Origin of the sequence: Catellatospora sp. TT07R-123, from assembly GCF_018327705.1 — a bacterium.
In the GTDB taxonomy this organism is placed as follows: domain Bacteria; phylum Actinomycetota; class Actinomycetes; order Mycobacteriales; family Micromonosporaceae; genus Catellatospora.
Genome location: NZ_BNEM01000001.1, coordinates 2,754,133 through 2,769,651, shown reverse-complemented (window position 1 = coordinate 2,769,651; position 15,519 = coordinate 2,754,133). Strand labels below are relative to the sequence as shown.

Annotated in this window: 16 protein-coding genes; 9 read left to right on the top strand and 7 right to left on the bottom strand. The window is 71.1% G+C overall.

Annotated elements, in window-relative coordinates:
- Positions 1 to 104 precede the first annotated feature (104 nt).
- Positions 105 to 1,421, bottom strand: a complete 1,317-nt coding sequence (gene murA, locus Cs7R123_RS11755; protein ID WP_212829099.1) for a UDP-N-acetylglucosamine 1-carboxyvinyltransferase — start codon at positions 1,419 to 1,421, stop codon at positions 105 to 107.
- 181 nt (positions 1,422 to 1,602) lie between these two features.
- Positions 1,603 to 2,757, bottom strand: coding sequence for a quinolinate synthase NadA (nadA, locus tag Cs7R123_RS11750; RefSeq protein ID WP_212825990.1), 1,155 nt, complete (start codon positions 2,755 to 2,757; stop codon positions 1,603 to 1,605).
- A 106-nt stretch (positions 2,758 to 2,863) separates the two neighbouring features.
- On the opposite strand from nadA, the gene Cs7R123_RS11745 reads away from it, so the two are divergent.
- The 3 genes from Cs7R123_RS11745 to Cs7R123_RS11735 all read left to right on the top strand — a co-directional run bounded on the left by Cs7R123_RS11745 (position 2,864) and on the right by Cs7R123_RS11735 (position 5,619).
- Entirely contained in the window at positions 2,864 to 3,988 is a 1,125-nt protein-coding gene (locus Cs7R123_RS11745; protein ID WP_212825988.1) for a glycerate kinase, read from the top strand.
- A gap of 114 nt (positions 3,989 to 4,102) precedes the next feature.
- Positions 4,103 to 4,450 (top strand): iron-sulfur cluster assembly accessory protein, encoded by a 348-nt coding sequence (locus tag Cs7R123_RS11740; protein WP_212825986.1) that lies wholly within the window; start codon positions 4,103 to 4,105, stop codon positions 4,448 to 4,450.
- 179 nt (positions 4,451 to 4,629) lie between these two features.
- Entirely contained in the window at positions 4,630 to 5,619 is a 990-nt protein-coding gene (locus Cs7R123_RS11735) for a carbohydrate kinase family protein (protein ID WP_212825984.1), read from the top strand.
- Between the two features lie 109 nt (positions 5,620 to 5,728).
- Here Cs7R123_RS11735 and Cs7R123_RS11730 read toward each other — a convergent pair whose 3' ends face one another.
- Complete coding sequence (locus Cs7R123_RS11730) at positions 5,729 to 5,992, bottom strand: sulfurtransferase TusA family protein (RefSeq protein ID WP_244871764.1); 264 nt, start codon at positions 5,990 to 5,992, stop codon at positions 5,729 to 5,731.
- Positions 5,989 to 7,125 carry an aminotransferase class V-fold PLP-dependent enzyme gene (locus Cs7R123_RS11725; protein ID WP_212829097.1) on the bottom strand — a complete coding sequence of 379 codons (1,137 nt, stop codon included), beginning with the start codon at positions 7,123 to 7,125 and terminating at the stop codon, positions 5,989 to 5,991. The genes Cs7R123_RS11730 and Cs7R123_RS11725 overlap by 4 nt, the downstream gene beginning before the upstream one ends.
- 272 nt (positions 7,126 to 7,397) lie before the next feature.
- On the opposite strand from Cs7R123_RS11725, the gene coxB reads away from it, so the two are divergent.
- Positions 7,398 to 8,228, top strand: a complete 831-nt coding sequence (gene coxB, locus Cs7R123_RS11720) for a cytochrome c oxidase subunit II (protein WP_212829096.1) — start codon at positions 7,398 to 7,400, stop codon at positions 8,226 to 8,228.
- 6 nt (positions 8,229 to 8,234) lie between these two features.
- A complete protein-coding gene (locus Cs7R123_RS11715; protein ID WP_212825982.1) occupies positions 8,235 to 8,660 on the top strand; it encodes a cytochrome c oxidase subunit 4 in 426 nt (141 codons plus the stop codon).
- Between the two features lie 79 nt (positions 8,661 to 8,739).
- On the opposite strand, the gene trpD is transcribed toward Cs7R123_RS11715, so the two are convergent.
- From trpD to Cs7R123_RS11700, 3 genes are all read right to left on the bottom strand, one after another.
- Positions 8,740 to 9,837, bottom strand: a complete 1,098-nt coding sequence (gene trpD / locus Cs7R123_RS11710) for an anthranilate phosphoribosyltransferase (RefSeq protein ID WP_212825980.1) — start codon at positions 9,835 to 9,837, stop codon at positions 8,740 to 8,742.
- A 117-nt stretch (positions 9,838 to 9,954) separates the two neighbouring features.
- Positions 9,955 to 10,362 carry a hypothetical protein gene (locus Cs7R123_RS11705; RefSeq protein ID WP_212825978.1) on the bottom strand — a complete coding sequence of 136 codons (408 nt, stop codon included), beginning with the start codon at positions 10,360 to 10,362 and terminating at the stop codon, positions 9,955 to 9,957.
- Positions 10,363 to 10,371: 9 nt separating this feature from the next.
- Complete coding sequence (locus tag Cs7R123_RS11700) at positions 10,372 to 11,328, bottom strand: cytochrome c oxidase assembly protein (protein ID WP_374706935.1); 957 nt, start codon at positions 11,326 to 11,328, stop codon at positions 10,372 to 10,374.
- A gap of 108 nt (positions 11,329 to 11,436) precedes the next feature.
- Here Cs7R123_RS11700 and Cs7R123_RS11695 point away from each other — a divergent pair, with 108 nt between their 5' ends.
- From Cs7R123_RS11695 to Cs7R123_RS11680, 4 genes are read left to right on the top strand one after another with little or no spacing between them, the layout of a single operon-like run.
- Positions 11,437 to 12,042, top strand: a complete 606-nt coding sequence (locus Cs7R123_RS11695) for a heme-copper oxidase subunit III (protein ID WP_212825976.1) — start codon at positions 11,437 to 11,439, stop codon at positions 12,040 to 12,042.
- An 8-nt stretch (positions 12,043 to 12,050) separates the two neighbouring features.
- Positions 12,051 to 12,866 (top strand): c-type cytochrome, encoded by an 816-nt coding sequence (locus Cs7R123_RS11690; protein ID WP_212825974.1) that lies wholly within the window; start codon positions 12,051 to 12,053, stop codon positions 12,864 to 12,866.
- On the top strand, positions 12,863 to 13,927 hold the full coding sequence (locus tag Cs7R123_RS11685; RefSeq protein ID WP_212825972.1) for a ubiquinol-cytochrome c reductase iron-sulfur subunit: 1,065 nt from the start codon (positions 12,863 to 12,865) through the stop codon (positions 13,925 to 13,927). Before Cs7R123_RS11690 ends, Cs7R123_RS11685 begins: the two co-directional genes overlap by 4 nt.
- On the top strand, positions 13,924 to 15,513 hold the full coding sequence (locus Cs7R123_RS11680) for a cytochrome bc complex cytochrome b subunit (RefSeq protein ID WP_212825970.1): 1,590 nt from the start codon (positions 13,924 to 13,926) through the stop codon (positions 15,511 to 15,513). Before Cs7R123_RS11685 ends, Cs7R123_RS11680 begins: the two co-directional genes overlap by 4 nt.
- The last annotated feature ends 6 nt before the right edge of the window (positions 15,514 to 15,519 follow it).

Sequence of the window (15,519 nt, the reverse complement as noted above, 5' to 3'; positions counted from 1 at the left end):
GGCGTCACGTGCGCCGGCCTCCCCCGGAATGTCGCAGGTCACATGAGTGGAGAAGGGGCCCTTCCCCATCGCGGCGCGATGAGAGGGGCCCCTTCCTCAGCTCGTCAGCGCGAGACCGTGGCGCCGAGACCGGCGAGCTTGGCCTCGAAGTCCTCGTAGCCCCGGTTGATCAGGTCGACGCCGTGCACCCGCGAGGTGCCCTCGGCGGCCAGGGCCGCGATCAGGTGGCTGAACCCGGCGCGCAGGTCCGGGATGACCAGGTCGGTGGCGTGCAGCTTGGCCGGGCCGGCGATGACCGCCGAGTGCCGGAAGCCGCGGCGGCCGAAGCGGCACGGGGTGCCGCCCAGGCACTCCTGGTAGACCTGGATGTTCGCGCCCATCTGGTTGAGCGCGCTGGTGTAGCCGAAGCGCTTCTCGTACACCGTCTCGTGCACCACCGACAGGCCGTTGGCCTGGGTCAGCGCCACGACCAGCGGCTGCTGCCAGTCGGTCATGAAACCGGGGTGCACGTCGGTCTCCAGCGCCACCGCGCGCAGGTCGCCGCCGGGGTGCCAGAACCGGATGCCGCCGCCGACCGGGTTGTCGTCGATCTCGAACTGGCCGCCGATGCTGCGGAACACGTTCAGGAACGTGGTCATGTCGGCCTGGCGGGCGCCGCGGACCAGGATGTCGCCGCGGGTGGCCAGCGCGGCCGAGGCCCAGCTCGCCGCCTCGATCCGGTCGGGGATCGGCCGGTGGCTGAAGCCGCCCAGGTGCGGCACGCCCTCGATCTCGATCACCCGGTTGGTGTGCACCTTGATGATCGCGCCCATCTTCTGCAGGATGCAGATCAGGTCGATGATCTCGGGCTCGACCGCGGCGTTGCTCAGCTCGGTCACGCCCTCGGCGCGTACGGCGGTGAGCAGGATCTGCTCGGTGGCCCCGACCGACGGGTAGTTCAGCTCGTACTTGATGCCGTGCAGGCCGTCCGGCGCGGACAGGTGCAGGCCCTCGGGGGACTTGTCGACCACGGCACCGAAGCGGCGCAGCGCCTCCAGGTGGTAGTCGATCGGGCGCGGGCCGATGTGGCAGCCGCCCAGGTCGGGGATGAACGCGTGGCCGAGCCGGTGCAGCAGCGGGCCGCACAGCAGGATCGGGATGCGGCTCGACCCGGCGTGCACGTTGATCTCGTCGACGCCCGCGCGCTCGACGTTCGACGGGTCGAAGCGCAGCTCGCCGTCCAGCTCGCCGTCGACCACCTTGACGCCGTGCAGCTCCAGCAGGCCGCGGACGATCTCGACGTCGCGGATGCGCGGCACGTCGTACATCACGCTCGGCGACTCGCCCAGGACCGTGGCCACCATCGCCTTCGACACGAAGTTCTTGGCCCCGCGGACCCGGACTTCACCCTTCAACGGGTTTCCGCCGGTGACGACGAGCATGTCCGACAAGGCAGACCTCCTGGGTATGAGACACGGGCCGGGCAGCAACTTTACGGCGGGGCCTGGTGGGCAACCTCGGCAGCATAGCGCTGAGTGATGTGTGACGGAATACACGCGAAGCTTAAACAAGTACGAGCGCCGCTAATCGGACACGGCGCCCGTACGCAGAGTTACAGAACGCCTACGGCAGGGCCAGCATCTGATCAAGCGCCACCCGCGCGTGGTGCGCGGTGTCCGGGTCGACCGTGATCTGGTTGGGCACCCGGCCCGCGACCAGCTCCTCCAGCGCCCATACCAGGTGCGGCAGGTCGATCCGGTTCATCGTCGAGCAGTAGCAGACCGTCTTCTCCAGGAACATGACCTGCTTGTCCGGGTGCATCCCGGCCAGGCGGCGCACCAGGTTCAGCTCGGTGCCCACGGCCCACTTCGAGCCGGGCTCGGCCGCGTCCAGCGTCTTGATGATGTACTCCGTCGAGCCCACGTAGTCGGCCGCGGTCACCACGTCGTGGCGGCACTCCGGGTGCACCAGGATGTTGACGCCCGGCACCTGCTCGCGCATCGCCAGCACGTTCTCGCGGGTGAAGCGCCCGTGCACCGAGCAGTGCCCGCGCCACAGGATCATCTTCGCGTCGCGCAGCTGCTGGTCGGTCAGGCCGCCGTTGGGCTTGTGCGGGTCGTAGAGCACGCAGTCGTCCAGCGAGTAGCCCATCTCCAGCACCGCGGTGTTGCGCCCCAGGTGCTGGTCCGGCAGGAACAACACCTTCTCGCCCTGCTCGAACGCCCAGTCCAGGGCGCGCTTGGCGTTGGACGAGGTGCACACCACGCCGCCGTTGCGGCCCACGAACCCCTTGATGTCGGCCGAGGAGTTCATGTAGGTCACCGGCACCGTCGACCCGGCGATGCCGAGGTCGGACAGCAGGTCCCAGCACTGCTCGACCTGCTCCAGCACCGCCATGTCCGCCATCGAGCAGCCCGCCGCCAGATCCGGCAGCACCACCTTCTGCGCCTCGGAGGTGAGGATGTCGGCCGACTCGGCCATGAAGTGCACGCCGCAGAAGACGATGAACTCCGCGTCGGGGCGTGCCGCCGCCTCGCGGGCCAGCTTGAAGGAGTCGCCGGTGACGTCGGCGAACTGGATGACCTCGTCGCGCTGGTAGTGGTGACCCAGCACGAAGACGCGGTCGCCGAGGGCGGCCTTCGCGGCGCGGGCCCGTTCGACCAGGCCGGGGTCGCTGGGCGCGGGCAGGTCGCCCGGACAGTCGACGCCGCGCTCGGAGTCGGGATCCTTGCCGCGACCGAGCAGTAACAGCACAGGGGCCGAGGTTGATGCAGTCACGCGTCCATACTCGCACCAACCCCACCCGTCGTCGTCGCCCGCGGCGCTGTGGCCTGCCCCACGGTCTCGGCGCGCGGACGGGAAAGCGCTTTACTAGGGTGCTGGCATGCGCGTGCTGATCTGTCCCGACAAGTTCGCCGGCACCCTGAGCGCGGTCGAGGCCGCCCAGGCGGTCGCCGCGGGCTGGCACCAGACCGCCCCCGGCGACGAGCTGGTCTGCCGCCCGATCGCCGACGGCGGCCCCGGGTTCGTCGAGGTGCTGCACGCCTCCGTGGGCGGGCAGCTGGTCGAGGTCGACACCACCGACCCGCTGGGCCGCCCGGCGGCCGCGACGGTGCTGCTGGCCGGGACCACCGCGTACGTCGAGAGCGCGCAGGCCTGCGGCCTGCACCTGGTGCCACCGGCCGAGCGCGACCCGAGGACCGCCTCCTCGTACGGCCTGGGCACCCTGATCCTGACCGCCGTCGACCGCGGCGCCACCCGGGTCGTGGTGGGCCTGGGCGGCTCGGCCACCAACGACGGGGGCGCCGGACTGCTGGCCGCCCTCGGTGCGGCCGGCCTCGCCGCCGACGGGGCGCCGCTGGCCCCCGGCGGCGCGGCCCTGGCCGGGTGCGCCTCGCTGGCCGTGGACGCCCGCCCGCTGCCGGCCGGGATCGAACTGGTCGCCGCCACCGACGTCGACAACCCGCTGACCGGCCTGCACGGCGCCTCCGCCGTGTACGGCCCGCAGAAGGGCGCCACCCCCGCCGACGTCAGCCTGCTCGACCGGGCGCTGGCCCAGTGGGCGCGGGTGCTCGAACGCGACCTGCCCGGGTGCCCGGCCGGGCTGGCCGAACTGCCCGGCGGGGGAGCCGCCGGGGGCCTCGGCGCGGCGCTGCTGGCCCTGGGCGGGCGGGTCGCCTCCGGCATCGACCTGGTCCGCGAGCTGACCGGCCTGGACGAGGTGATCGAGTCGGCCGACCTGCTGATCACCGGCGAGGGCTCGTTCGACCACCAGTCGCTGCGCGGCAAGGCCATCTCGGGGCTGGCCGGGGCGGCCCGCGACCTGGGCATCCCGTGCGTGGTGCTGGCGGGACGGGTCACCACCGGCCGCCGGGAGCAGGGCGTGGCGGGCGTCACCGAGGCGTACGCCCTGGTCGACCACTTCGGCGACGTCGCGACCGCCCTGGCCGAACCCGCCCGCGGCCTGCGCGAACTCGCCGCCCGCCTGGCCCGCCAGTGGTCCCGCTGACCACTCCCGCACCACCGCCGAGTCGGTGACAGTGAGGCGGGATGGGGAATCAACCCGGCCCGCGCTAGCGTTACCTCCAAGGATTATCCGCACTTCACGCTTGGGGAGCACCACGTGACGACGCCCGACATCAAGACGGACGGCATCAACCTCACCGAGGTCGCGGCCGCGAAGGTCAAGGCCCTGCTGGAGCAGGAGGGTCGTGACGACCTCCGGCTGCGGGTCGCCGTGCAGCCGGGCGGCTGCTCGGGGCTGCGCTACCAGCTCTTCTTCGACGAGCGCTCGCTGGACGGCGACATCGTCAAGGAGTTCGGCGGCGTCGAGGTCGTCGTCGACCGCATGAGCGCGCCGTACCTGAACGGCGCCTCGGTCGACTTCGCCGACCGGATCGACGCTCAGGGCTTCACGATCGACAACCCGAACGCGGGCGGCTCGTGCGCCTGCGGCGACTCCTTCCACTGAGCCGAAGCTCAGGGGAAGCGAAGGCTCTGTCACTGAGCCGAAGGCTCAGGGAAGAAGCGAAGGCGCGCCACCAGGGCGGGCAACACGCAGCGGCACTCGGCAACGTGCGAGTGCCGCTGCTTCGTGTCCGGCCTATAGGCTTTGCGGGCCCCCGCCCCAAGCCGACCCCGAGGTCAGTCATGAACAAGCTGTGCATTACCGGATCCATCGCCACAGATCACTTGATGCACTTTCCGGGCCGCTTCGCGGACCAGCTCATCGCTGACCAGCTCGACAAGGTCTCGCTGTCCTTCCTCGTCGACGACCTCGTGATCCGGCGCGGCGGCGTCGCCGCCAACATCGCCTTCGGCCTGGGCAAGCTCGGCCTGCGCCCGGCGCTGGTCGGCGCCGTCGGCGCGGACTTCGCCGACTACCGCTCGTGGCTGGAGCGCCACGGCGTCGACTGTGACTCGGTGCACGTCAGTGAGGTCGCCCACACCGCCCGCTTCGTGTGCACCACCGACGAGGACCTCTGCCAGGTCGCGTCGTTCTACGCCGGTGCGATGAGCGAGGCCCGCAACATCGAGCTCAAGCCGGTGTACGACCGCCTCGGCGGCCTCGACCTCGTCATCGTCGGTGCGAACGACCCGGTCGCGATGGTGCGCCACTCGCAGGAGTGCCGCGAGCGCGGCTACGCCTTCGCCGCCGACCCGTCGCAGCAGCTGGCCCGCATGGGCGGCGAGGACGTGCTCCAGCTCATCGAGGGCGCGCAGTTCCTGCTCACCAACGAGTACGAGAACTCCCTGCTGGAGGCCAAGACCGGGCTCACCGCCGACCAGGTGCTGGAGCGGGTGCAGATCCGGGTGACCACGCTGGGCAAGAACGGCGTCGTGATCACCGGCCGGGAGATCGGCACGATCCGGGTGCCCGTGGCGCGCGAGATCCAGGCGTACGACCCGACCGGCGTCGGCGACGGCTTCCGCGCCGGCTTCTTCGCCGCCCTGTCCTGGGGCCTGGGCCTGGAGCGGGCCGCCCAGACCGGCGCCCTGCTCGCCACCCTCGTCCTGGAGACCGTCGGCACCCAGGAGTACGACGTCGACCCCGACAACTTCCTCAAGCGGATCGCCGAGTCGTACGGCGAGGCCGCCGCCGCCGACCTGCGCCCCCACCTGGGCGCGCCCACCCTCTGACCCGCATCGCCCACGCCGCCTGAGCCCTGCCGTGCCGCACCCGGCACGACCGTGGCCCGGGCGGCGTTCGCGTGTGCGGCTGTCGCGGGTGCGCTGCGGGGGCGACGGCTCAGCTGAGGCGGCGTACGTCGAAGGCGGGCCGGCCGCCGACCGAGACGGCGCCGACGTACTGCTGGGCGCGCATGCGGCACCACGCGGGGATGTCGACGGCGGCGGCGGGATCGTCGGCCAGCACCCGGACCACCGCCCCGACCGGGATCGACGGGAAGCGCCGGGCCAGCGCGATCACCGGCAGCGGGCAGCGCTGGCCCAGGCAGTCGAGTGTCTCGACCGGGTCGGCGGGGGCGGCGGGCACGGGGGGCTGCCCGGTCACATCCCCACCTCCGCGCGCAGGGCCGCGACGATGCCGGGCAGCTCGGCCAGGAAGCGGTCGACCTGTTCGGCGGTGGTGCCGCGGTGCAGCGACAGCCGTACGTTGCCGTGGGTGAGCACCCCCATGGCGGCCAGCACGTGGCTGGGCACCAGCGTCGAGGAGGTGCACGCCGAGCCGGACGACACGGCGAAGCCGCGCCGGTCCAGCGCGGACAGCAACGCCTCGCCGTCGACGTACAGGCAGGAGAAGGTCACCACGTGCGGGAGCCGGTCGACCGGGTCGCCGACGATCTCCACATCGGGCACGGTCGCCGCGACGGTGGCGCGTACGCGATCGACCAGGGCGGACAGGCGGGCCGCCTCGGCGGCGGACTCGGCGTGCACCGCGTGCAGCGAGGCCGCCGCGGCGACGATCGCGGGCAGGTCGGGAGCGCCCGCGGCGCGGCCGGACTCCCGGTCGTCGGCCGGGTACGGCGAGACCCAGCGGGTGCCCTTGCGCAGCACCATCAGCCCGACCCCGGGCGGCCCGCCCCACTTGCGGGCGCTGCCGGTGAGCAGCTGCCAGCCGCCCGGCACCGGGACCCGGCCCAGCGACACGGCCGCGTCGACCAGCAGCGGCACCCCCGCCTCGGCGCAGGCGGCGGCGGCTTCCACCACCGGTTGCACCGTGCCGACCTCGTGGCTGGCGCTGATCAGGCAGGCCAGCGCGGTGCCGGGGGCGGCGACGGCGGCCCGCCACGCGTCGAGGTCGACCCGGCCGAGCCGGTCGACGGGCACTTCCACCTCGGTCCCGCCCGCGGCGGTGTGGCGCTGCCCGGCGTGCAGCACGGCCGAGTGCTCGATCGCGGAGCGGACCAGCGCCGCCCCGGCGCGCCTGCGCCCGGCCAGTCCACCCAGGACGGCGGCGTGCACGGCGGCGGTGCCGCTGGCGGTGAAAGTCACCTCGTCGGGCCGTACCCCCAGGACTTCGGCGACCGTGGCCCGCGCCGCGTCCAGCAGGCGGCGGGACCGCCGGGCCTGCGTGTAGAGCTTGCCCGGGTCGGCCCAGCCGTCATCCAGTGCCGCGAGCAGTGCTTCTCGGGCCGCGGGGTGCGGCGGTGCCGCGGTGGCGGCATCGAAGTACGCCGCCGGTATGTCGTCGCCGCGGCCGATAGGGCCAACCTGCCGGGGATCTGCCACCCCCCGACGGTATCGTGATCTAGCAGTGGCGGCGCGCGCCGCCGTCGGTGAACCCGCGGACACGCCGGTTTTCCGGGCCGACCCCAGGCCCGGCCGGAGGCCCTGGGTCGAGTACTCTGCGACCGTCGGTCACGCCCTCAGCGGTGCGTCCGAAGGTGACGCTGCTAGAGAGGCAGGAGCAGGTGGTGGCAACACGAGCCCGCAGACGAGCCGTCGGCCTGAGCGCGATGTCGGTCGCCGCGGTGACACTGCTCGGTGGATGTGACGTCGGTTCGGCCTTCGGCGGCTTCGGCTGGCCCCAGGGCGGGATCACCGAGCAGTCGCAGCGCATGTACGACCTGTGGATCGGTTCCGTGGTCGCCGCCATGCTGGTCGGCGTATTCGTCTGGGGCCTCATCTTCTGGTGCATCGGCATGTACCGGCGCGGCAAGGTCGGTTCCGAGCTGCCGACGCAGACGCGGTTCAACCTGCCGATCGAGATCCTGTACACGGTGCTGCCGTTCCTGGTGATCTCGGTGCTGTTCTACTACACGGCCGTGATCCAGACCGACGTGAACAAGGTGTCGGCCAACCCCGACGTCACCGTCGACGTGGTCGCGTTCAAGTGGAACTGGCAGTTCAACTACCCCGAGGGCAACGCGATCGACGCCCCGGTGGTGGAGAGCACGGTCGGTGACAGCAGCTACATCCCGATCGTGGTCATCCCGATCAACCGGACGGTGCGCTTCCGCGAGCACAGCCAGGACGTCATCCACTCGTTCTGGGTGCCGGAGCTGCTGTTCAAGCGCGACGTCTTCCCGGGCAGCGTCTACAACGAGTTCCAGGTGACGGCGACGCAGGAGGGCCACTTCGTCGGCCGCTGCGCCGAGCTGTGCGGCACCTACCACTCGATGATGAACTTCGAGCTGCGCACGGTGACCCCCGAGAAGTTCGCGCAGTACGTCGCGGCGCTGAAGGCGGGCAAGACCACGCCGGAGGCCCTGACCGCCATCGGTGAGGCGCCGTACGCGACGACGACCGTGCCGTTCCCGACCAAGCGTGACGCGGACAAGGGCTGAGCAACCATGAAGACGGAATACCGCATCTTTGTCGGCGTCTCGCTGTTCCTCATCGTCACCGCCGCGGTCTACGGCTGGTGGACGAACCACACCCTGGGCGGCGTCGAGTGGATCGGCGTCGTGGCGCTGATCATGTCGACGCTGCTGTGCGCGATGTGCGGCGGCTACTTCTGGTTCGTGTCGCGCCGCATCGACCTGCGCCCGGAGGACCGGCTCGACGCCGAGATCGCCGACGGCGCCGGTGAGCTGGGCTTCTTCAGCCCCGGCAGCTACTGGCCGTTCGGCATCGCGGTCTCGGCCCTGATCGCCTCGCTCGGCCTGGTGTTCTGGATGTGGTGGCTGATCGCGCTCGGCATCATCTGCGTGCTGCTGTCGGCCTCGGCGCTGCTGTTCGAGTACTACACCGGCACCCGGCGCACCGCGGAGCACTGAGGACATACGACGAAGCGGCCCGGTTCCCCCAGGGGAGCCGGGCCGCTTCCGTATGTGCCGTGGGACGGGGAGAGCGGGCCTAGACCGCGTACTTGGCCTCGGTCGCGGCCGTGATCCAGCGGTCGAGCGTGGCCGCGGCGGCACCGGAATCCACCGCGGCGGCCGCGCGCTCCAGATTGGCGCGTACGGCGTCGGCCAGCTCGGCGGCGACCGTGTCCGGATCGGCCGGGCCCAGGCCCTGCTGCGCCCAGTCGTGCGCGGTCAGCGCCACGGCGGTGTTGGCCAGCACGGCGTCGCGCACCGGCCCGGTCTCGCCGCCGACCAGGCGGCGCACCACCTCGGCGTTGTAGGACACGTCGCCGCCGCTGAGGTCGCCGGAGCCGGCCCGGGGCACCCCGAGGTCGACCAGGTCGAGCACCAGCGGGGTCACCCGCCCGCCACGAGCCAGCCAGAGGCGCGTAGGCGCCGCGGTGGTCACCTCGTCCAGGCCGTCCTCGCCGCGGACCACCAGGACCGTGTCACCGCGTTCGGCGAACACCTCGGCCATCACCGGCGCCATGCGCACGTCGGCGCAGCCGACCGCGGCCGCGCGCGGGCGGGCGGGGTTTGTCAGCGGGCCGAGGAAGTTGAACGCGGTCGGCACGCCCAGCTCGCGGCGGGGGGCGCCGGCGTGCCGCATGCCCGGGTGGAACCGGGCGGCGAAGCAGAAGCCGATGCCGACCTCGTCGGCGACCCGGGCGACCTGCTCCGGGCCGAGGTCGAGCGGGATGCCGAGGAACTCCAGCACGTCGGCGGTGCCGCAGGACGACGACGCGGCCCGGTTGCCGTGCTTGACCACGCGCGCGCCCGCGCCGGCCGCGACGATCGCGGCCATGGTGGAGATGTTGACGGTGTGGGCCTGGTCACCACCGGTGCCCACGATGTCGAGGGTGGCGAGCCGCTGCTCGTCGGTCTGCGGCATCGCGGCCGAGGCCGCCATCATCGCCGCGACCAGGCCGCGCATCTCGCTGGGGGTCTCGCCCTTGGCCCGCAGCAGCAGCGCGAACCCGGCGATCTGGGCCGCGGTCGCCGCGCCGTCCATGACCTCGCCCATGGCCCAGGCGGTGTCGTCGGGGGTCAGCTCCTCCCGGCGCAGCAGCGCGCCGAGCAGTCGTGGCCAGGTGTGCTGATCGCCCATAGGGGCCTCCCGTAACAGGTGCGCCCGCCGCCGCGGCCGGGCCGGTCCGCGCTCGGCGGGGGCACCGGCGGCCGCGGCCGCGGGCTCGCAGATGGAGGGGCGTGGCGCTCCTCGCGATCAGGCCGCGACGGCCTGGTCTGACGCCACTTCGCGGTGCAGGATGTCGGCGATGACGCGACCGGTCTCGATCGGGTCGAGCGGGTGCACCAGGGTCGCGTCGACCCGGGCGTACGCGGCGAGCCAGCGGTCGGCCGCTCGGGCGATCACGACGCAGGTGGGCGGGCAGTCCTCGATCTCGTCTCTGAGCTGGCGCGCCACGCCCAGGCCACCACCGGGGGTCGCCTCGCCGTCCAGCACCAGCAGATCGATCTCGTAGTCGTCCACGAGCTTGACGCACTCGGCGTAGGTGGACGCCTCGACGAACTCGACGGTCAGGTCCTGCGCGGGGTGCTCGCCGATGGCCAGCCGCATCCGGTCGCGGACCTTGGCGTCGTCGCTGTAGAGCAGGACGGTCTTGGTACTCATGGGCACATCCTAGAGGTTGGCGTGATCCAGCGGTTGCTCGGTGCGCGCGGTGGCGGCCAGCGCTTCCTCGCGGTCGAGCTGGCGGTCGATCCGGGCCGCCTCCAGCCGCGACTGGCGGATCCACTGGGCCACGAGGATGCCGAGCATGGTGACCGACACGAGTTCGCCGCCGGCCCACAGCACCCCGCCCGCGGTGACCTGGTCGGCCCACGGATCGGCCCAGCTCAGCCCCAGTGCGGGGTACCAGTCGCCGCCGAGCAGGGTCTTGGACTGCATGATGGTCAGCCCCAGGACCGTGTGGAACGGCACACTGAGGAGCATCAGCAGAGCTCGCGCCGGGTACGGCCAGCGTCCGGGCAGCGGGTCGCGCCCCAGCAGCGGCCAGAAGAACAGGCAGCCGGTCGCGATGAAGTGCGCGTGCATCACCTCGTGCAGCCACTCGTGGCGCAGCGTCAGCTCGTAGAGGCTGGTGAAGTACAGCGCGAACGGGTTGGCGACGAAGATGGCGAAGGCCGTGAGCGGGAACGCCAGCACCGCCGCGACCCGGCTGTGCAGCACCGCCAGCAGCGTGCGGCGGGGCCGCGGCGGCAGCGTGCGCAGCGCGAGGCTGACCGGGGCGCCCAGGGCCAGGAAGATCGGGGCGACCATGGACAGCGTCATGTGCTGGACCATGTGCACGCTGACCAGCGTGGTGTCGTAGGCGCCGACGCCGGTGACGGTGACCACGGCGATGAGGGCCAGGCCGCCGAGGAAGGCCAGGGTGCGCCCGGCCGACCAGCGGTCGCCGCGGCGGCGCAGGGTGTGCGTGCCGTACAGGTACAGCGCCCCGGAGAGCACCAGACCCACCGCGAGCCACGAGTCGAGTCGGGTCTGCGTGAAGACCGTCGTGAGGCCGAACGGCGGCAGCGGGTCGCCGGAGACCGCAACGATCGAGGTCAGAGCGCTGAAATGATCGACAGGGGGCACGAGTCGAGGCTAGACCGTGGCGCCGGACACGCCGAGGTCGGGCCACGACACGCCGCCAACCAGGCACCCCGACGCTCGCCGATGCAGGTCGGGGGCAATAATGACCGCGTGACTGCCGCCTCAGCCATCGACAAGAGCAGGATCCACTCCCTGACCAGGCCGAACATGGTCAGCGTCGGGACGATCGTGTGGCTCTCCAGCGAACTCATGTTCTTCGCGGCGCTGTTCGCGATGTTCTTCGCCATCCGCGCAGCGGACTACGGCCAGTGGGAGAGGCACTTCCACGTGCTGAACCTGCCGTACGCGCTGACCTTCACGACGATCCTGGTGCTGTCTTCCATCACCTGTCAGATCGGCGTGCTGCGCGCGGAGCGCGGCGACGTGTACGGCCTGCGGTTCTGGTTCACCATCACGTTCCTGATGGGTCTGACCTTCGTGCTGGGCCAGGTGAACGAGTACATCCACCTCGTCCACGAGGGCATCAAGATCAACGCTGACGGCTACGGCTCGATGTTCTACCTCACGACGGGCTTCCACGGCCTGCACGTGACGGGCGGTCTGATCGCCTTCATCATCTACTTGATCCGCACCACCATGGGCCGGTTCACGCCGGCGCAGGCGACCTCGGCCATCGTCGTGTCGTACTACTGGCACTTCGTGGACGTGGTCTGGATCGGTCTCTTCTTCATGATCTACCTGCTGGAGCGGATGTGAGCTCGGCCATGAAAACCGAAAACGCCGTGCCGGCGCCGGGTGCCCCCCGGCAGCGCGGCCGGGCCCGCCGCCGGATGTCCGGCGCCCTGCGCATGCTTGTGGCGCTCGTGTTCGCCGGCGGCCTCTACACGACCTTCGCCCCTGGCATCCAGGCGTCCGGGGCCGCGCCGCTGAGCGACGCCGCCCAGGCCGGCCAGGCGCTGTACGACACGTCGTGCATCAGCTGCCACGGCAACAACGCCCAGGGCGTCGACGGCCGCGGCCCGAGCCTGATCGGCGTCGGCTCGGCGGCGGTGGAGTTCCAGGTGGAGACCGGCCGCATGCCGGCCGCCCGCCAGGAGGCGCAGGCGGAGCGCAAGCAGCCGCAGTTCACCAGCGACCAGTCGCGCCAGCTCGGCGCGTTCATCCAGGAGCTGGGCGGCGGCCCGCAGCTCCCGGCCGGGGAGGACTTCGCCAGCAAGGGCGACGTGTCCCGCGGCGGCGAGCTGTTCCGGATCAACTGCTCGTCCTGCCACGCGTTCTCGACCGGCGGCGGCGCGCTGTCCAGCGGCAAGTACGCCCCGACGCTGAGCGAGTCGACCGACCGCCAGCTGTACGCGGCGATGCTGACCGGCCCGCAGAACATGCCGGTCTTCGGTGACACGGAACTCACCCCGCAGGACAAGTACGACGTCATCGCCTACGTCCGCGCCCTGCAGGACGACCAGGACCCGGGCGGTTGGGGTCTCGGCCGATTCGGTCCCGTCACCGAGGGTCTGGCCATCTTCCTCGTCGGCGTCGTGGCCCTCGTCTTCGCGGCCCTCTGGATTGCAGGTAAGTCATGAGCGAGTCGAACACCCCGGTCCTGGTGGACCTGGACGACCCGAACCTCACCACGTTCGACATCGTCCGCGAGGGCGCCCGTCGGGACGGGATCGAGATCGTCCACTACGAGCCGCAGTACCCGGCGGGCTCGAAGGGCGAGCGGCGCATGGTGCGCATCGTCTCGTTCTTCTTCCTGCTGACGGGTATCGCCTCCACCGCTTTCGTGGTCGCCTTCATCTGGTGGCCGTGGGAGTACGAGATGGGCAGCAACCCCAGCAAGGTCTACACCCCGATCCTGGGCCTGACCCTGGGCCTGGCCCTGATCGGCGTGGGTCTGGGCATCCTGACCTGGGGCAAGAAGCTGCTGCCGCACGAGATCGCGATCCAGGACCGGCACGACGGCCCGTCCGACCCGGTCGAGCGCAAGATCACGGGCGAGACGCTGAAGTTCATCGGCAGCGAGCTGAGCGTGGCGCGCCGCCCGGCGCTGAAGCTGTCGCTGCTCGGCCTGCTGCCGCTGGGCGCGGTCGCGGCCGCGGTGCCGATCGGTGCCATGATCAAGGACCCGCACCACCCGGACGTCCTGTTCAAGACCGGGTTCGCGGGCGCCACGCCGGAGAACCCGATCAAGCTGGTCCGCGACGACTACACCCCGATCCGGCCGGAAGAGGTCAGCACCGGCGGCCAGATCACGGTGTTCCCGGGCATCCCGGGCGGCGTGAGCAACAAGTACGCCGACTCGCCGACGCTGCTGATCCACCTGCGCGAGGACGACGCGGAGGTGCTGCGCCAGAGCCTGTACCAGATCAACAACGGCAGCCCGTGGCAGAGCTACGTGGCCTACTCGAAGATCTGCACCCACGCGGGCTGCCCGGCCTCGCTGTACGAGCAGCAGACCAACCGCCTGCTCTGCCCGTGCCACCAGTCGCAGTTCCTCATCACCGACAACGCTCGGCCCGTCTTCGGCCCGGCCACCCGGTCGCTGCCGATGCTGCCGATCACGGTCGACAAGGATGGCCACTTCGCGGCCACCAGTGACTACAAGGTGCCGGTCGGCCCGGCGTTCTGGGAGAAGTCATGAAGCGTCGGAAAGTCGATCTGAAGGCCCTGCCGGGGAAGACGGCCGAGGAGGTCGACGCCCGGCTGCACGTGGCCACGCCGCTGCGCTCGCTGCTGAACAAGGTCTTCCCCGACCACTGGTCGTTCCTGCTGGGCGAGATCGCGCTGTTCTCGTTCATCGTGCTGCTGCTGACCGGCACCTTCCTGGCGCTGTTCTTCGAGCCGTCGATGCAGGAGACGCACTACAACGGGTCGTACGTCCCGCTCCAGGGCGTGCAGATGTCCCGGGCGTACGAGACGGCGCTGAACCTGTCGTTCGACGTGCGCGGCGGCCTGATCATGCGCCAGATGCACCACTGGGCGGCGCTGCTGTTCATGGCCGCGATCGTGGTGCACATGATCCGCATCTTCGTCACCGGCGCGTTCCGCAAGCCGCGTGAGCTGAACTGGATCATCGGCCTGTCGATGTTCTGGCTGGGCTTCACCGAGGGCTTCGCCGGCTACTCGCTGCCCGACGACGCGCTGTCCGGCACCGGTCTGCGCATCGCCTCGGCGATCATGCTGTCGATCCCGGTGGTCGGCTCCTGGGTGACCACGTCGCTGTTCGGCGGCGAGTTCCCCGGCGAGATCATCCTGTCCCGCCTGTACATCCTGCACGTGTTCCTGCTGCCGCTGATCCTGCTCGGCCTGGTCACCATCCACCTGGCGCTGGTGTTCATGCAGAAGCACACCCAGTGGCCGGGGCCGGGCCGGACCAACAGCAACGTGGTCGGCGAGCGGATGTTCCCGCGGTACGCGCTCAAGCAGGGCGGCTTCTTCATGCTCGTCTTCGCGGTGATCGCGCTGATGGGCGGCCTGTTCCAGATCAACCCGATCTGGCTGTTCGGCCCGTACGAGGCGGCGGTGGTCTCCGCGGGCAGCCAGCCCGACTGGTACGTCATGTTCCTGGACGGCTCGACGCGTCTGATGCCGGCCTGGGAGATCAGGGCGTTCGGCTACACCATCCCGCCGCTGTTCTGGCCCACGGTGGTGCTGCCCGGCATCCTGACGGTGCTGCCGATGGCGTACCCGTGGATCGAGGCGCGCTGGAAGAAGGACAAGGGCCACCACAACCTGCTCCAGCGTCCGCGTGACGTGCCGGACCGCACCGGTCTGGCCGCCATGGCGCTCACGTTCTACATGGTGCTGACGATCTCCGGCGGCAACGACATCGTCGCCGACAAGTTCCACATCAGCCTGAACGCGATGACCTGGGCGGGCCGCATCGGCATCCTGATCCTGCCGCCGCTGGCGTACTACATCGCCCGCCGCATCGCGCTGGGCCTCCAGCAGCACGACCGCGAGGTGCTGGCGCACGGTGTCGAGACCGGCATCATCAAGCGCCTGCCCAGCGGCCAGTTCGTCGAGGTGCACCAGCCGCTGGCGCCCGCCGACGACCACGGCCACACCGACCTGCCGTACGTCGGCTGGACGGTGCCGAAGAAGATGAACCGGCTCGGGGCCCTCGGCCCGGCGGTCCGGGGCTTCTTCCGGCCGGTCGAGCAGGCCGCCCCGCCGGCCCAGGAGCAGCCGCCGGCCCGCGAGGAGATCACCAGCGGCAAGCACTGACGGCTC

Excerpts from the sequence above, each read along its gene's own strand:
- murA (WP_212829099.1), bottom strand. The coding sequence starts at position 1,421 with ATGCTCGTCGTCACCGGCGGAAACCCGTTGAAGGGTGAAGTCCGGGTC.
- Cs7R123_RS11745 (WP_212825988.1), top strand. The coding sequence starts at position 2,864 with ATGCGCGTGCTGATCTGTCCCGACAAGTTCGCCGGCACCCTGAGCGCG.
- Cs7R123_RS11735 (WP_212825984.1), top strand. The coding sequence starts at position 4,630 with ATGAACAAGCTGTGCATTACCGGATCCATCGCCACAGATCACTTGATG.
- coxB (WP_212829096.1), top strand. The coding sequence starts at position 7,398 with ATGTCGGTCGCCGCGGTGACACTGCTCGGTGGATGTGACGTCGGTTCG.
- Cs7R123_RS11715 (WP_212825982.1), top strand. The coding sequence starts at position 8,235 with ATGAAGACGGAATACCGCATCTTTGTCGGCGTCTCGCTGTTCCTCATC.
- trpD (WP_212825980.1), bottom strand. The coding sequence starts at position 9,837 with ATGGGCGATCAGCACACCTGGCCACGACTGCTCGGCGCGCTGCTGCGC.
- Cs7R123_RS11705 (WP_212825978.1), bottom strand. The coding sequence starts at position 10,362 with ATGAGTACCAAGACCGTCCTGCTCTACAGCGACGACGCCAAGGTCCGC.
- Cs7R123_RS11690 (WP_212825974.1), top strand. The coding sequence starts at position 12,051 with ATGAAAACCGAAAACGCCGTGCCGGCGCCGGGTGCCCCCCGGCAGCGC.
- Cs7R123_RS11685 (WP_212825972.1), top strand. The coding sequence starts at position 12,863 with ATGAGCGAGTCGAACACCCCGGTCCTGGTGGACCTGGACGACCCGAAC.
- Cs7R123_RS11680 (WP_212825970.1), top strand. The coding sequence starts at position 13,924 with ATGAAGCGTCGGAAAGTCGATCTGAAGGCCCTGCCGGGGAAGACGGCC.